This window comes from Reichenbachiella sp. MALMAid0571, from assembly GCF_040151475.1.
In the GTDB taxonomy this organism is placed as follows: domain Bacteria; phylum Bacteroidota; class Bacteroidia; order Cytophagales; family Cyclobacteriaceae; genus CAXBNB01.
The window spans coordinates 15,223-32,136 of the sequence record NZ_JBDKWG010000137.1; the positions used below are offsets into that span (position 1 = coordinate 15,223).

General features: G+C 37.1%; 15 protein-coding genes. 6 read left to right on the forward strand and 9 right to left on the reverse strand.

Annotated features, from left to right (window positions below):
- The first annotated feature begins 124 nt into the window (after positions 1-124).
- The 3 genes from AAOP42_RS13780 (at position 125) to AAOP42_RS13790 (ending at position 2,982) form a co-directional block, all read left to right on the forward strand.
- Positions 125-1,696 (forward strand): SulP family inorganic anion transporter, encoded by a 1,572-nt coding sequence (locus AAOP42_RS13780; RefSeq protein WP_349529115.1) that lies wholly within the window; start codon positions 125-127, stop codon positions 1,694-1,696.
- Between the two features lie 16 nt (positions 1,697-1,712).
- Positions 1,713-2,312: a carbonate dehydratase gene (gene can, locus AAOP42_RS13785; RefSeq protein WP_349529116.1), complete on the forward strand. Its 600-nt coding sequence runs from the start codon at positions 1,713-1,715 to the stop codon at positions 2,310-2,312.
- 109 nt (positions 2,313-2,421) lie between these two features.
- The gene (locus tag AAOP42_RS13790) at positions 2,422-2,982 is read left to right on the forward strand and encodes a DUF2911 domain-containing protein (protein WP_349529117.1); all 561 of its coding nucleotides are present in this window, start codon (positions 2,422-2,424) and stop codon (positions 2,980-2,982) included.
- Between the two features lie 75 nt (positions 2,983-3,057).
- Here the strand turns inward: AAOP42_RS13790 and AAOP42_RS13795 are convergent, their stop codons facing one another.
- The 3 genes from AAOP42_RS13795 to AAOP42_RS13805 all read right to left on the reverse strand — a co-directional run bounded on the left by AAOP42_RS13795 (position 3,058) and on the right by AAOP42_RS13805 (position 5,691).
- Positions 3,058-4,320, reverse strand: coding sequence for a hypothetical protein (locus AAOP42_RS13795; RefSeq protein WP_349529118.1), 1,263 nt, complete (start codon positions 4,318-4,320; stop codon positions 3,058-3,060).
- 268 nt (positions 4,321-4,588) lie between these two features.
- A complete protein-coding gene (locus AAOP42_RS13800) occupies positions 4,589-5,170 on the reverse strand; it encodes a YqhA family protein (RefSeq protein ID WP_349529119.1) in 582 nt (193 codons plus the stop codon).
- Between the two features lie 116 nt (positions 5,171-5,286).
- Complete coding sequence (locus tag AAOP42_RS13805; RefSeq protein ID WP_349529120.1) at positions 5,287-5,691, reverse strand: RDD family protein; 405 nt, start codon at positions 5,689-5,691, stop codon at positions 5,287-5,289.
- Between the two features lie 98 nt (positions 5,692-5,789).
- Here AAOP42_RS13805 and AAOP42_RS13810 point away from each other — a divergent pair, with 98 nt between their 5' ends.
- The gene (locus AAOP42_RS13810; protein WP_349529121.1) at positions 5,790-6,329 is read left to right on the forward strand and encodes an SRPBCC family protein; all 540 of its coding nucleotides are present in this window, start codon (positions 5,790-5,792) and stop codon (positions 6,327-6,329) included.
- An 82-nt stretch (positions 6,330-6,411) separates the two neighbouring features.
- Here the strand turns inward: AAOP42_RS13810 and AAOP42_RS13815 are convergent, their stop codons facing one another.
- The 6 genes from AAOP42_RS13815 to AAOP42_RS13840 all read right to left on the reverse strand — a co-directional run bounded on the left by AAOP42_RS13815 (position 6,412) and on the right by AAOP42_RS13840 (position 14,954).
- Entirely contained in the window at positions 6,412-7,893 is a 1,482-nt protein-coding gene (locus AAOP42_RS13815; RefSeq protein WP_349529122.1) for a hypothetical protein, read from the reverse strand.
- Between the two features lie 21 nt (positions 7,894-7,914).
- Entirely contained in the window at positions 7,915-9,396 is a 1,482-nt protein-coding gene (locus tag AAOP42_RS13820) for an oligosaccharide flippase family protein (RefSeq protein WP_349529123.1), read from the reverse strand.
- 5 nt (positions 9,397-9,401) lie between these two features.
- Positions 9,402-10,115, reverse strand: coding sequence for an O-methyltransferase (locus tag AAOP42_RS13825; RefSeq protein WP_349529124.1), 714 nt, complete (start codon positions 10,113-10,115; stop codon positions 9,402-9,404).
- Between the two features lies 1 nt (position 10,116).
- Positions 10,117-11,328 (reverse strand): glycosyltransferase family 4 protein, encoded by a 1,212-nt coding sequence (locus AAOP42_RS13830; protein ID WP_349529125.1) that lies wholly within the window; start codon positions 11,326-11,328, stop codon positions 10,117-10,119.
- An 11-nt stretch (positions 11,329-11,339) separates the two neighbouring features.
- Positions 11,340-13,781, reverse strand: a complete 2,442-nt coding sequence (locus tag AAOP42_RS13835; protein WP_349529126.1) for a hypothetical protein — start codon at positions 13,779-13,781, stop codon at positions 11,340-11,342.
- 72 nt (positions 13,782-13,853) lie between these two features.
- Positions 13,854-14,954 carry an aminotransferase class V-fold PLP-dependent enzyme gene (locus AAOP42_RS13840; protein ID WP_349529127.1) on the reverse strand — a complete coding sequence of 367 codons (1,101 nt, stop codon included), beginning with the start codon at positions 14,952-14,954 and terminating at the stop codon, positions 13,854-13,856.
- A gap of 85 nt (positions 14,955-15,039) precedes the next feature.
- Between AAOP42_RS13840 and AAOP42_RS13845 the strand changes: the two genes are divergently transcribed.
- A complete protein-coding gene (locus tag AAOP42_RS13845) occupies positions 15,040-16,221 on the forward strand; it encodes an XdhC family protein (protein ID WP_349529128.1) in 1,182 nt (393 codons plus the stop codon).
- Entirely contained in the window at positions 16,218-16,805 is a 588-nt protein-coding gene (locus AAOP42_RS13850) for a nucleotidyltransferase family protein (RefSeq protein WP_349529129.1), read from the forward strand. Before AAOP42_RS13845 ends, AAOP42_RS13850 begins: the two co-directional genes overlap by 4 nt.
- Positions 16,806-16,914 lie beyond the last annotated feature (109 nt).

Sequence of the window (16,914 nt, forward strand, 5' to 3'; positions counted from 1 at the left end):
TGTAACCAAACATCAAACTCTCAAGAAAATCTAATCTTCTCTACTATGTATTGCTGTGCAATAGCAAAAGTATATATGGAGAAAGATCAAATGTTATAGTCAAAAAATTACACATCAAATAAGTATGAATTTCAAAGAAATATTTTTTCTTAAGCACATAAAGAATGACCTTTTATCAAGTGTAGTGGTTTTCCTTGTAGCCCTCCCCTTATGTTTGGGGATAGCTCTGGCTTCAGGAGCTCCCCTTTTTTCAGGCCTGATTTCCGGGGTAGTTGGAGGTATAGTTATAGGATCTTTGAGCAAATCTCACCTAAGTGTGAGTGGCCCTGCAGCTGGTCTGGTGATAATAGTACTCAATGCTCTCGAAACCCTGGGAAGTTTCCAAGCCTTTCTCCTGGCACTCGTGCTTGCAGGAGTTATTCAGGTATTTCTGGGCTATATGAGAGCAGGCATCATCGGTCATTATTTCCCTTCATCTGTCATCAAAGGAATGTTGGCTGCCATAGGATTGATATTGATCCTGAAGCAAATTCCGCACATGATTGGGTTTGACTCAGACGCCTTTGGAGAAATGGAATTCATCCAATCTGATGGTAGTAATACCCTGTCCTATTTAATAGCGTCTTTTGATCACATACACTTTGGGAGCATGTTGGTTGGTGTTGTTTCATTAGGTCTGTTCATTTTTTGGGAATCTAAATTCATAAAACAAAATCAAATACTAAAACAGGTACCTGCGGGTTTATTGGCCGTAATTACAGGATTATTAATAAACATTGGATTAAAATCTGCTTATCCAGAAATGGCTATTTCAGGCAGTCATCTAGTCAACATTCCAGTAATTTCAGGGATAAGTTCGCTATCATCAGTGCTCCAATTCCCTGATTTTTCATTCTTAACTGACATTAATGTATATATTATAGCCATTACACTAGCCATTATTGCAAGTTTAGAGACACTTCTTAGCGTAGAAGCTGTTGATAAAATGGATCCATTGAAAAGAAGGACTTCTCAAAACGCAGAATTGAAAGCTCAGGGTGTTGGTAATATAATATCAGGGTTGATTGGTGGACTCCCCATTACAGCGGTAATCGTACGAAGTACTGCAAACCTAGACGCAGGAGCCAAAAGTAAGATGTCAGCCATTTACCATGGTGTTCTTTTGTTGGTAGCTGTTGGCTTTTTTCCATTGGTCATGAATGAGATTCCACTTGCATCACTTGCCGCTATATTGATAGCTGTTGGGTATAAATTAACCAAACCAGCACTATATAAGACGTTATTTAAAATGGGAAAAGGACAGTTTATACCTTTTATTACAACTGTGGTCGCCATACTTTTCACTGACCTGCTCATTGGTATTTGCATTGGTATGGCAGTAGGTATATTCTATATCCTCCGAACCAATTATAAGGTTCTTTACCATTACGATGAAACAAAACACCCGGAAAATGATACAAACCTTATCACCATAAAATTAAGTGAGCATGTGTCATTTCTCAATAAAGCAGGGCTACAATTGACCTTCGAACGTCTTCCTGAAAACAGCCATGTATTGATAGATGGAAGTCATTCTAAAGAAATTGATCATGATGCATTGGAAGTGATTTATAATTACAAGAGCAATGCACACGAGAGAAATATCACATTCGATTTAAAAAACATCCCAGATTTAAAAACCACCAACTTTAACTAAGTAAATAAGAAATAACATGAAAACATATTATAGCAATCTAATAGACAACAACCGTAAGTGGGTAAGTGAAAAATTGAATCAGGATAGCGACTTTTTCAACAAGTTAGCTCATGGCCAGAAACCTCCTGTACTGTGGATAGGATGTGCAGACAGCAGGGTGCCTGCAAACGAAATTACCGGAACTCAGCCTGGTGAAATGTTTGTTCACAGGAACATAGCCAACATGGTAATACATACTGACATGAACATGCTAAGTGTTCTGGATTATGCTGTAAATGTACTCGATGTAAAGCATGTCATTGTTTGTGGGCATTATGGGTGTGGTGGAGTACTTGCAGCGATGGACACTAAAGAATATGGTCTTATTGACAACTGGATACGGCACATTAAAGATGTGTACCGTTTACACAGGCATGAATTGGACAGCATAGAAGATATGAAAGAAAGAGCCAATAGATTTGTGGAAATCAATGTTATCGAACAAGTAGCCGATTTAAGCAAAACTTCAATCATTAAAAATGCGTGGAAAAATGGAAAAGACACACAAATTCATGGGTGGGTGTATGACATCAAAAATGGACTAATTCAGGAGCTTGATGAACAAATCAAGTTTTAATAAGCGGTTTTACTTTTTTATATTTCATTAAATTGATTCATCTTTATATTTTACACTTAAAGAGTAGTTATCTAATTATTAAAATTTTAATCTAACAAAAAAATCGATTATGAAAATCATTAAAATGACCTTTGCTGTACTATTGATGCTTGTGAGTTTAAGCTCTATTGCACAAGACAAAAAACCAATGCCAAGCCCTCCCGGATCAGTATCTACTACTGTAGGCCTTACTGATATAAGTATTACTTATTTCAGACCTCAAATGAAAGGAAGAAAGATCTTTGGAAGTGGAGATGGGTATCTTTTGCCATATGACAAATTGTGGCGTGCGGGAGCCAACTCTGGTACTGTGGTGACATTTAGCGATGGTGTGAAAGTTGGAGGTAAGGATTTACCAGCCGGAGAATACTTGTTATTAGCCACACCAGGCAAGTCAAGTTGGACTGTTTTATTCTACAAAGACAAATCTATAGGCGGAAACATGTCTAAAGTAGAAGATGCTAACATCGCTGCGAAAGTAACTGTAAGCCCAACAAAATTGGGAGATACAATTCAGGTGTTGACTTACAATATTACTGACATCAGTAAAGACAGCAAATCAGCAAACATAGAGTTGGCTTGGGAAAATACTTCAGTTAAAATACCTGTTGTTGTTTCTTTAAATCAATAACCTTAAAAAAAGGTGGCCTGTTGTAAATCCAGCAGGTCATCTTTTTTTAAATTTCTAAGTGTTCAATAAAATAGCCTAAGAAATCTGATCTTTTCTACAAACAGTAAAACGATCTGATTCTTCACCAGTCATTCTGGTTTTTGCATCTACCACCACATATCTGTTTTCAGATTTAAAAATAGCATCAAATTGATTTTCATCTAGTGATATGTTGGTAGTTAATCTGGTATTATAGACCATATTCATGATACTGGTAACCATCCCTTCAAGGAAAAAGCAGATAGGAGCTTTGGTTTTTCCTACCATCTTAAGAAAGGCATTGGATTCACTACTTCCTGTAATATTAAACGTACTCTTGCCAGAAGGATTAAACCTTTCGACTTCCCATTTACCCCATCCAAGTGTATTGATAAATGCTAAAATTCCATGAAGCTGATCGTCTGTGCTATTTACAGATGGAGCAATGGTGGTGCTCCATTCTTTAGAAGAAATAAGGTTACCCAATAAATGGAATGCACTCATTTGGGCTGATTGTATCATGATGGTTTTGGCTTTGATTACTCCATCACGCTTGTATTTCTTCTCTAACCCCATCAATATGCGTACACTGATCAAACTGTAGTAGTTGGCATAATGCCGGGTAATTGTACTTCCAAAAGCTTCCATCAAGCCTGTTTCTTCATTGCCCTCAACTTCGACGGACGTAAAGGCCTCCAGAATATCACTGTAATTAATGGCTGTTTCTGTCGATTGGGGCTGGTTCTCAAAAGTTTGGACTACCCCTTCTCCTACTGAATTTTGAAGCTTCTTCTTCAGCCCTCTAAAAACATCTATTCTGGTGGATGCATCTCCTTTAGAAACACATCGAATTAGCTTGGCATCAAAGGTTCCCAATGCTATATCATGTATGGCCTCAGTAGCTCCACACAAAAAACCCATGGTAAAGTATGCTACTCCATGCTCTTCAGGTTGCCTTTGTCCATATATCTTTTTCCAGGAAAGACCATAATGCTCACTCTCAGTCTCAACATAACCACCCTTCCTATGTACGTTTTTGAGATTTATCTTTCCAAAACCACAAAAACTATAATAATTCCCAACAATTTCCTTCCGTTTCTCTGCCGACCAATTAGGTTTATTCTGAAAACACTTACTAAACTGAGAGTAAGCTATTTCTTGAGCAGAATTGATAAGTATAGAGTTGACATCTATATATTGTTTGATCTCTTCTATTGCCTTTTGAAGAAAGCAATTATAATAGTCTGTATGAATTGTTAATGGTTCCCCTGCAAAAACATAGGCATTTCTATCTTTATGGTACGATCCAAATTTCATCATCTACAATTCTCGTTTTTAATAAATTTCAAGATACAAATTAAATAGATATTAAAGCATATTGATCTATTATATCGAAATTTTTATATACTCTTTTTACTTTAATCTAAATTTCAATAGTCAACATTTAATATCCTTATAATCAAAATATTAGAATTAAATATTAAATAACAATAGTAAACATTAAAATTGAATACACAAAGGGAAGAAAAAAGGCAGTCAGAATTATCTGACTGCCTTAAATGCTTTTTTTAGCGAAATACTTGTATCTCTATTCCTCTTCTAAACCTTCCTTGTGTTTATGACCTATCGCATGATAAGAATGTACGGTTTTTTCTGTAACAGAAAGCAACAAAGCAGAAAGGATAAACACCATGTGAATACCAATCTCCATCACCACACTAATTACTTCTGGCTTATCACCAATTGCTGACTCCCTATAATCGACGAATGTTTTCAACAACTGCACTCCTGAAATAGAAGCCAGTGAAGTAGCCAGTTTAATCTTCAACATGCCAGCATCCAACCCATCCAGCCATAGAGGCTTATCATCATGCATATCTACATCTATTTTACTGGTAAAAATAGAATACCCACCAATAGTCACCATCACCACCAGATTCATCACCATAGAAATATCAACCAAACTCAATACGATTAACATGATCTTAGCTTCACCTTCGATTAGTAAAACATGTTGCAAATGCAGGAGTTCTTGAAAAAATTTGACAAGGTATAGAAAGGAACCGATAGCCAATCCGCCATACAAAGGTGCCTGTACCCACCTACTCCAAAAAACAAAAGCCTCAAAAGTATTCTCTAAACCATTAAAAGTCTTCTTAAAACTAGCCATGTGTTGATTTTATAAGTTTTGTAAAAATGTAAGGATAAAAATAGTGCTTATTTTGAATAATAAAACCGTATTAGACAATAATTATATTATTATTTAGGTAAAAATACGGATAAATTTCACTCTCGAACTACCAGGGTTTTCAGGATGATATCATGTAAGGATTTTCTGTCTTTCCTGAAATAAATGATAAAAATACCCAGAAAAAGAAACAATATTGAAACATACTTTAATAACACCCTGCAAAAAGCAATCGGTACAGAAATTCTGGTTCCATCCTCATTTATTACTTTAAGTTGATGGTACTTTTTCCCCGGGGTTCCCTGCCACACTGAAGATTCAAAAAGGGTGAAATAAAGAGTGATAACGGTCAAACAAATGGCGTATAATACAGTATTGCTTTCTACTACAAATGAACAAATCAAAAAAAACAACATCAGTATGGTAATATCAATATTGTAAGCGAACAATCTGGCGGAAAAACCAACAGGCTCGTATTTATTATCAATACTTTTGTGTTCCATACTCTTTCACCTATATCAAATTTGCAACACAAATTAAGTCAATATTTTGAAGGGAAATTTGATTTATTTAACTTCATACCAAACAAAACCAATCTAATATGAAAATCATTAAAATCATCGGAATTGCTATAGTGGCAATCATTGGTGTAGTTCTTATCGTAGGAATGTTATCACCAAGAGAGGTAGAACTGGAACGGTCGATTACAATCGACGCAAATGCAGAGTCTGTTTTTGAAGAGATCAAAGGAATAAAAGCATTGAATTCATGGTCTCCATGGCAAAAAATTGATCCTCAAGGTACTAAATACACTTTTGAAGGACCTGAAACGGGAGTTGGCTCTAAGATGTCCTGGGAGAGTGAGCATCCAGATGTAGGTACCGGATCTCAGGAAATTATAGAAAGTGTTGAAAACAAAAAAGTAAGGACTGAACTTTACTTTGGAGGTTTTGATACACCTAACTACGCCGACATAACGATCGAACCTGATGGTTATAAAAGTAAAGTAACCTGGACTTTTGAAGGAGATATGGGCTCAAATCCTGTATGGAAATTAATGGGACTCATGATGGACAGCATGTTGGGGCCATCCTACGAAGAAGGCCTTCAAAACCTCAAAGCTCAGGTAGAGTCAAAATAGAAAAAAGCAATGTTGAATCAACATAAAATTTAGAATATTCTTCATTGAAAGAAGGAATAATGCATAACCTGAAAATTGAACTTTAATTGGCTTTTAGCAACAGTTGAATCTTCTTGTATATCGGATATATTCTAAAAATCACCAACCATTTAATGAGAATGTATTTTAAACTTCCATTAACAGGAACTGCAAGTACATCTATTGATAATTTCTCAATGATTTTTCTATGTAGAACAGGGTTATACCTATCTCTGTATTTTTCATCCACTGACAGAAATATGGTCATTAACTCCCTGCAATTGAAAGGCGAAAAATCTTCAATAGCTGAACCCATAGCAGACCTGCCATTAGCAAACCAATTACCCATCTTCTCTTCCCAATAAAACATATCCAGAATATTATACCCATTATTCTTAAACGAAACTGCATTGTTGTCTATCCATTTTTGATATTGATCCTTCACAAAATCAAACTCCTCGAATTTATTCAATCGGGCAAGTATTGCTCCCGAAACATTGTTCTGGTTGGCTTGGTAATGGAAATAATTTCGGGCAGCTTCACTTACACAGGTAACATTCAATCTATCCTTATACTTTTTGAAAAATTCATTGTAAAATGCAGGATATAAAACAGGATTAGACAACTCGACATTCTTTGTCATCAAGGCTTTGACATCATCTTCCAGTTCAGCATCATACTCTATTACATAATAATCGACTCCCAAAATTTCCAACAACTTCTTAGGCGTTTTGATGTCTTGGTCTGTATCCTTAAGGTGTTTGTGCTTGAAAATAAAATAATGATGGCTATCAGGTATGTGCATAGATGCAGCCAGCATCATTCTACTATCCCATCCACCTGTCACAGCAATCATCAACTTATACCTATAGCTAGCGGCTTCTAAAAAGCCCTTGATGTATTTTGAGCTAAGCTTCACAGCCTCTTCCAATGGTAGTTTTGTGACTTTTTTCCCTGGGTAATATCTAGTGGATTCACCCCTGTGTAAATCGAGATAATGATTGACAGACAAATGTTTGACGCCAAAATATTGAGTAGTATCCAAAATTCGCTCTTTCCGCAATTGAAATTTTTCGGAGTTGTAAAACTCAGCTCCTTCAACACATTTCTGTAGCTCAACATATTCTGACAACAAACTAGGCTGTGAGGCAAGCCAAAGACTGCCTTTTTTCAAATAAAATACTTCCCTCTGCCCCGCTGCATCATGAAACAATTTAAAATTCCGGTCATCACAATAGATAATAAGAAACCGACCTGCATACTTTGCTGAATTTTCTAAGACCGCCTCAAATGTCTCATTTTCAACCAAGATATCTACTATCTGCTGATTGCCAAAAGTCGGATTTTTAGAATCAAAAATAAAACCAATAAGAACTACAGACTTACCATAAATGCTACTAATAGCAACCTCCAAATTGGGATGTGAGTAAACGAAGAGATTACCAATATTCGTGGTATTCCATTCATTGAACCCATTCAATTCAGAAGAAGTAATAATAAACTGTCTGTTAAATAAAAGCTCGTTTTTTTCTTCTTCTGTCATCATGGACAATTAAAATGAGATCAATCAATTGAATTTCTTAAGCAATTTCAGCAATGACGAATTTATGTCTTCAGAAATCTTTAATCCAAAAGCGGGAATCCAGTATATTAAGGTCAAAAGGGTTCCTCTGATAAGTATATTCAAATATAAATTTTCAAATACAGGTATAAATACCAGCAAACCAAAGCATACCAAGCCTAAAAGAGTAATCTTGATGATGTTGCTATCAAACGGTTGATAATCTAGTTTGATAAGTAGAAATACATATCTCAAAACATTCACCAATATAACAGCAAGAGCGGACGCTATAGCCGCACCTGTAATTCCATACAGGGGAATGAAAATATAGTTTAGAACGATCACCAAAAGAATCAATCCCGCTATGAAAAATGTGTTGTACCTGAAGTACTTGGAAGTGGAAATAATCTCAGTGTTTACCCCTGTCAGCATATCAAACAATTGCCCAATGCCAATGAACAATATCACATATTTACCCGCAGAATATTCTACGGGTATAAGTTCGAAAACAAAATCAATATTGAGCCATACCCCCAAAAACAAATAGACTGCAAACAGAAACTGGTTCAAACAACTCTTAGAATACACTTCCTTTATGGTAGATAAGTCATTGGCTTTCCAGGCATCTGAAACCACTACAATGGCTACTCTTTTGACACTTTTAGCAGGTATACTGACAAAAATACCAAAAAAGAATACGGTGGTGTAGATCCCATTCTCAGCAAGTCCCAACATATTGCTAATCATTACCCTATCCACTTCCAAAACTATAATAGTTCCCATACTCCCCAGCAATCCGTACAACCCCAACATCTTTATTTCTTTACCCAATCCTGTACTTGCTCTTTTGAATTTGGACAAGTCAAGATTGAAACTATTCTTGTAAAAGACATAAACCACTGTAACTATACCGGGAACACTCAAGCCAAAGATGTAAAGGATAAACAGATAGATAAAGTCATACCCTTCCAGCAACCAATAGGCAATCAGAGCAAATGTAAGAATGATTTTAGCCAGAAAGTTTTCTGTAATAGCACCAAGTACCGAATTGTACAGCATTCTAATGAATGTATCAAAATTCTTAAAGATCAAACGAAATAGAAACAACACAGTAAATCCTGCGACAAAGGGAGCAAAATACTTAGCTTCATTCCTGTCTTCTATTAACACATTTTCAAGTAATAAGAATGCAATTATCCCTAGAAGTCCCCCTATTACTGTCATTATCAATGAAAACGAAAAGTATCCGTTGTGACTTGAACTGCTCTGGTCTCTGAACTTAGGGAATATTTTTACCGTAACCAATGGAATACCCAAAGCAAAAATAGTAGAAAAAATCACGGTGGTAGAATTAAGAAAGCCAAGTAAACCTATGTCTTCCTTTGAAATAAGATTGGGCATCAATATGGTAGAATTCAAAAAACCAACAGCCACACCCATGTAGTTGAAAAGAGTAGATTGTATGGCTTGTTTTTTAATGATCCCCATATATGTTAGGGTTTAACCCAAAATGTAGTGTCTGTTGATCCTGAAGTGCAAGTGTAACTTTTCCACTCGCTTAATTTGTCAAAAACGATAGAATACCTTTCTCTTTCGGAATTGTCAAGAATCATTAAACCTCCACTTTTCAAATGTTTCATACTGGTAAACAAGCATTCAGGTCTGGCACGTCCATCTATCAGAATGTAATCAAAATAGCCATTTTCAAAGTCCTTCAGCACATTAAAGTAGTTGTTGTACATTTTTCGGTACTCAAAGTCCTTTGTCTTGAGGTTCCATTCCTTGTAAAATGCAGGCAGTTCCATTTCTTCACTTTCCGAATTGGCTGGCACAAATCTATAATCAACATTGTCAATTCCTTCTTTTTCCAGTTTTTGTTTCACCATGTGATACCAAGTTTCGTGGTGCTCTATACTCACCACAAATTTTGACCTTTCACAAAAAAAATGAGTGCTTCTGCCACTACCGAACTCCACTCCGATCATTTCATCGGTCAAGTATTTCTTAAAAAACTCGATGGCAGTGATACACAACCAAGGCAAACCCGGGTTAAAAGACTGATAGACCTTATTGTAAAATTTTATTAAAGGCCTTTGAACTCTCCATACCATATAGTCCAACCCTCTTTTTTTACCAGTTTTATAGTTTTTGGTGATAATTAAAGGATTACTATCAATCTTTTTCAACAACTCTAATGGATTGCCCATATCAACTAATCAATCTTTTTTTATAATATTCAACCAACTCCTGCCCCGTTTTATTCCAATGATACTTTTGAGCAACCGCCAGTTTTCCTTGCTCCGCACATTTGCTCCTTTTGGCTTCATCATTGAACAGTTCCAATGTTTTCAAAACAAAATCATCAACAGACCTGTCTTTAAAAACCATTCCTGTTTCGGTTTCATTCACCAGATTTTCTTGTGCAGTGCAGTCACTTACCAACAGTACTCCTCCCAATGCCATATATTGGAACAACTTGTTGGCATAAGTAGTATCATGATGGATGTTTCTTTCCAAAGGAGAAATGCAAATATTACTGGCTGCAATATAGGATGGAAACAAATCTGATTGCTGCCAGCCCAGGAAATCAACCTGTTCGGTAATTTTTAGGGATTCTACCAATTGAGCTAATTGGCTGTCAAAAGAACTTTTTCCAACCACTACCAGTTTTATATTCTGAATAGAACTCTTTAGTTTTTCAACTGCCTTGACGGCTGTAATCAATCCACGGCGCTCCGAAGTATCTCCCAAATACAACAACACAAAATTATCCTGATATCGATCTACAATAGTACTGTCTATAGATTGGCTAGAAGCATAATCCTCTTCAACTACATTTGGTGCCACCACTATTTTATCCTGAGCAATTTCTGTACGATTAACAATCTCTTCTTTGGCATGTTTGGTTACCACCACCACCCCATCGGATTTAGAGATATACTCCTCTTCTCTTTTTTTCCATATCGAAGGATAAATTAGAAGCTTCCACGGAAATGACCTGACATGTTTGTAAAACTTCATTATTTCAGGCCTGTTTTCATGTAAATCCAACACTACTTTAAAGTCGATTTTAGATTTGATCATAAAAACAGCTCTCGCCACCTGAACATCATGAATATGAACCACATGGCAACCCACTGTTCGGATGAATTCCGCAATTGGTTTTTTTAATAAAATGTGATAAAAAGGAAAAGTATATGCCAATGCAGATAGCTTATACAACAGCTTACTGCAATAAAACCTATGAACATGTATGCCTTTATAGATTTCCTGCTTGACAAAATCCTTGGAATAAGAAAATGCAAAAAGATGGACTTCCATTCCTGCATCGATCAAAACCCTGGCTTCATTCTCCACCCTGGGATCGGGAGGAAAATCATTGTCCAAAATCATACCGACTATAGGTTTCTTTTTTTCCAAAGAGAGAAAATCTAAGATTTTTTAACTGAAAGGTAAACACCACCCACAAAAACCAACAGTATCACCACGTTGAAAAACAACATTATCTTGTTGCCGATATAGTAAGAATCAGGTTTGAACTCAAATTCAATCAGATGGTTGCCTTTGGCCACTTCCAATCCCCTAAGGATGTAATTGACTCTTAAAATATCTACTTCCATATCGTCAATTTTAGCAATCCATCCTGTTGGGTAGTAAACCTCCGAAAACACCGCAAATCCATCTTCAAAACAATTGGTTTCATACTTTAGGTAATTGGGTTTCTGCTCAATCAATTGAATAATATTGGCTGCACTGTACTTGCTCTTATTGGTCTTGAAAAGCGTGGTATCTACTACGGCTGTTGATTTGGTATTGATTTCATTCAATACTTTCATCTCTTCATCCGCTCCTGAGACTTTCCTGATCTCACTGACATACCATGCATTTCCATTGGCTTCAGGATTGGCAATAACCGCATTGGCCTGGTCTCCAGCAACAAAGTATTTGGTATTCAACATATTGATCACATTGCTTTGACGAAAGTCAGGACTTCCACTTTGCAAGCCTGAAATCAAAGTGGAAGTTTCAGAGGTAATACCAAACTCTATCAGATCCTGATAACGCCTCATCTTAGCTCCATGGTAGCCCCCTATTGATTGATGAAAATAAGATGTACGTGCATCATTAAATGCACCAAGCAAATTATATACTCTGTAACTAAGGCTTTTGTCTTTCAGAATCTGTTGATCGGCAGCATTGGGAGTAAAATTGGTTTTGTGAGGGTTTCTTTTGAAAGAATCAGAATCAATAAATCGCTTATCGACTAAAAACATATCCAGAAATACCAATACACCAACTACTACCAAAGCAATATTCAGTTTCACTTTGCCTTTGAAATACAACCATAGAATGGCTGCTGAGGCAAGCACATAAAACAAAGACCGCAACGCATCCATACGTAACAAGCTCAGCCTGTCTGCCCTCAATGCAGGAAGGTACCAATCAGGAAAGCCCGCCAAACGCTGGTCTATAGGCCCGGCAAAACTTCCCATGCCAGCCAGTAATACGGTCAGCAAAGCAAATCCACCAGTAATCCCCACTGCCATCAAAAATTTCTTCTGTAGCTGATTTGACCAACCATCATTGATCATTTTTTCCAATCCTAAAAAACCACCCAGAATCATGGCAAAAACTGCTATCACAATAGCAAAAGTCACCGACCTGAATTTGTTGTAACCGGGCAAATAATCAAATAAAAAGTAATTGACTGATGAAAAATTACTTCCCCAACTCAATACTATTCCCAATACAAAAGCCCCCAAGATCCAATACTTTACTTTTTTGTCCAAAACAAAAAGTCCTAAAACAAACAGAAAAACAACCACAGCTCCTCCATAATAAGGTGCTGTCAATGGCTGATCTCCCCAATAAGCAGGTGCATTTTCAACCTGACTTTTGATTTGCCTCCTATCCATTCCATTTTTTTGCAATGCTTTTTCCAAATTGGAATTGCTGCCTAAATCCTGCTGAGATGCTCCACCAAAAAAATTAGGAATAAATAAAAATATAGGCTCTGCAATCCCATTGCTGTATTGAAAAGCATAGTCTTTATCCAACCCGGAAGTTTTGGCATCTTCCGTAGAGGTCAATTCTGATTTTCCACGAATGGAATACGGTCCATATTCATAAACAGTCCACAACCTCCCAATGTTCGCACCAACAGCCAATAACGCAGCTACGATAAGTATTCCCGTTGTTTTAGCGAAATTGACTTGCTCCTTTTCCATAATGGCAATCACCAACCTCGACAATCCGTAAATCAACGCAATGAGCAAAAGATAATAGGTGATTTGCAGGTGATTTACACGTAGCTCCAATGCCAAGCCAAGACTGGTAAGGATAAAACCCCAAAGCCTGTTTCTGGTATATGCCAAATGGATACCAGCTATTACCAAGGGCATAAAAGCCACCGCTGCTATTTTTATATTATGTCCTGCACCTATGGCAATGATTACAAACCCTGTCAAACCAAAAGCAAGTGCAGCCGGAATGGCCAACCATGACCTTACCCGAAAAGCGATCATCATAATGTAGAAGCCAACAAAGCACAAGAAAACGAGATTCACAGGGCTTGGTAGCCACAGCGACAATGCCTTTTGGACATACACTACCAAATCACCTGAAAATACAGTGCTGATCAGGTAAGCAGGCATACCGCCAAACATCGAGTTAGTCCAGAGGGCTTCTTCTCCCGTCTTTTCACGATAATCTATGATCTCTTTTGCTGCTCCTTCCCATTGCAATATATCGTATTGAGACAGACCTTTGTTTTCTAATATTACGGGAGAAAAAAATAAAACAGCAACTGCAAGAAAAACCAATGCAGCAATCGCATGTGGAATCAGCTGCTTTTTAAAATCTATTGAAGGCATAAAAATCTAGTTGAATGGCTAAACCATCGTTTTGAGTCTCGAACAAAAAGTAATATTAAGAAAATGACATGATTAATATTTCAAACAATCTATTAATTCGTCAATATCCTCAGTATTGTTATAAAAATAGACAGCAAATCTAACATAATCTTTACGTGGAGTACAGGCTATTTTTGCTTCTTTCAATTTTTTTAGAATGGTTTGATTAGACCTTATGGAAATAATGGAAGAAGCAGCATCACGAGTAGGGGTCAAAACCTCTATCCCCTTTTCATCCAACTTATTCCTCAATGACCTTGTCAACAATTTGGTTCGGCCTGCAATGGAGTCAAATCCTATTGATTTCATTTCATAAAAAGAATCAGATAACATTTTGATATTCTGAAATTTAACGTGACCTATCTCAAACCTAGATGCATCTGACTTGTAATTGCTTTTATCTTCCATGCTCCCTTCGGTATCCTTTAGCATATTCCATCCCGATTGATGGGCTCGGTATTGGTTGAGAATGGAGTCTGATACTGCGCCAATGGTAACGCCATATCCTGCCATAAACCATTTGAAGCAAGAAGCAACCATGAAATCTATGTGGGCTTTGCCCATATCCAGTTCAAAAGCACCCAAGCCCTGAGTAGCATCGAGTATGAAATAGCTATTGTACTTCTTACACAACTCCCCAACCTTTATGGGATCAATCATAAATCCATGATTGTAGAATACCCAACTCAGACATAATATTTTATTACCATCGGCTAATTCCTTTTCAAGAATACCCAAATAGTGATTGATAAAATCTTCATATTCAATCCACTTAACTTTGAATTGCTGAGTAATCCAAGGCAATGTCACCGACGGAAAATCTTCTCTGATCAAAATCACTTCCTTGTCTTTGGAAAGCAAATCACAGATTTTATTGATCCCATTGCTGACATTCGGAAAAAAAGTAACATTCGGTGCTTTGGTTTTCAGGTAATCTGCCAATTCAACTTTCAACCCATAATATAACGCCATCCATTCATCATATTTACCATTTCCATACACCAAGATGTCATCAAGATGCCTCTTCTGCGCTTCAATTGTATTGAGAGACAAGGCTCCAAATGAGGCTGTATTAAAATAACCACCTTTTTGAATCAATGGATAATTCTTTCTTATTTGTTCCCAGTCTTTCATTTTTTCAAGTGATGAATTCTAGTGCCAATTTAGAAAAACCGATATTCTAATTGTATCTTTATTGTCAAAAACAAACTCACTGAATTTGAAAGAATTTAAAACCATCTTAAAAACCTACCAGGAGACGGATCTAAAAGTACGCAAAGTAGCCCTTGCTACTGTCGTGCAAGTCAAGGGATCATCATACAGAAGTCCCGGGGCAAGAATGCTTATGCTGGACAATGGCAGGTGGGTTGGTTCGATCAGTGGCGGTTGTCTGGAAGGTGATGCACTGAGAAAAGCCAAAAAAGTGATTCTAAGCAATACCGCTCAAACTGTGACTTATGATACCACTAACGATGACGACAACCAATTGGGCATTGGCCTTGGTTGCAATGGAATCATTGACATCCTCATCGAGCCAATCGATCCTGATCAGGAAAACAACCCCATAAATCAGATCCAGTCTTTACTCGATTTTAAAAACTATGGCGTAGTAGCTTCCGTTTTTGCAACATCAGAAACAAGTGACATATCAGTTGGTGAAAAATGCATACTTCACCCGAACGGGGAGTTGTTTTCTACCAATGAGGCGTTAAAACAACTGGTTGAAAGTGACTTGAGCAAAGTATTGGAAAACAAAAAATCAGTTATAACTAGCTACAAGGAGGATAAAATAGAGATATTCTTCGAAATCATTCAACCCGGTATTGATTTGTTGATTTTTGGTGGTGGCTTTGATGCAAAACCTGTAACCGAACTGGCCAACGTATTAGGTTGGAATGTAACAGTGACAGACGAATGTGTAGCACATTTGATTCCAATTAACTTTCCCAAAGCGAACAGCATGGTTTCCTGTCAAAGGGATTTTGTTGCCAAAGAGTTTAACATCACCCCTTTCACCGCTATCGTATTGATGTCCCACAACCTGAATTACGACAAAGAAGTACTAATGCAAATAGCAGCATCTGATGCCGCTTATATTGGAATATTAGGGCCTAAGAAAAGGGCTGAGAAACTGATTGACCACCTCAGTGAAAACAATGTAGAAGTCACGGCTGAACTGCTTCACAAATTGCACTATCCAATAGGATTGGATATAGGAGCAGAAACACCTGACGAAATAGCCATTTCAATCATTGGAGAGATTCAGGCAAAATTCACCAACAGAAATGGAGGTTTCCTGAAATACCGCAAAGGTTCCATTCACCATAAGGATGGCAAAGACGATCAGGTGTTTAGACAGGTTTACTTGAAAAACTTCTTCCCAAAAGAAAAATCAAATTGATTGACCCTGAATTAGCAGTATTGATCCTTGCCGCAGGTGAATCAAAACGCCTCGGAAAACCAAAGCAGTTGCTCCCCTACCAACAATCCACGTTACTCGAACACAGCATATCATGTGCAAAATCAGTATGTGATAACACAATCGTAGTGTTGGGTGCAAATGCAGATCGTATTAAAGAGAAAACCAATCTGTCAGAGGATCAAATTGTCATCAATCCAAATTGGAAAAAAGGAATAGGAAGCTCTATTGCCTTTGGAATACAATCTATTGTCAAGAAATTCAGTTCGTGCAAACAAGTGATGATTTTGCTAACTGACCAACCAAAAATCAGTAATGAATTACTAGGTAAATTGCTTGTGTCTCACCAAAATGGAAATAGTTCAATCACCGCATGCGATTATGGTGTAACCATCGGTGTGCCTGCTGTTTTTGATCAAAGTCTATTCCCAAGCCTAGCTGAACTTAAAAACGATCAAGGTGCCAAAGCAATTATCAAATTGCATATTTCTCAAACCAGCCTCATCAATTTCCCCGAAGGACATATCGACATAGATACTGAAGGTGATTTGAAGTTTTTGGGGTAATACTAGACCTGTCAGGTTTTCTTTTAGAAAGAAGAGTTAAACTACCTTCTACACCTGAGTTTCTGACTTAAACCTGACAGGTCTCTACCAGTTTGAATTGGTCATATCA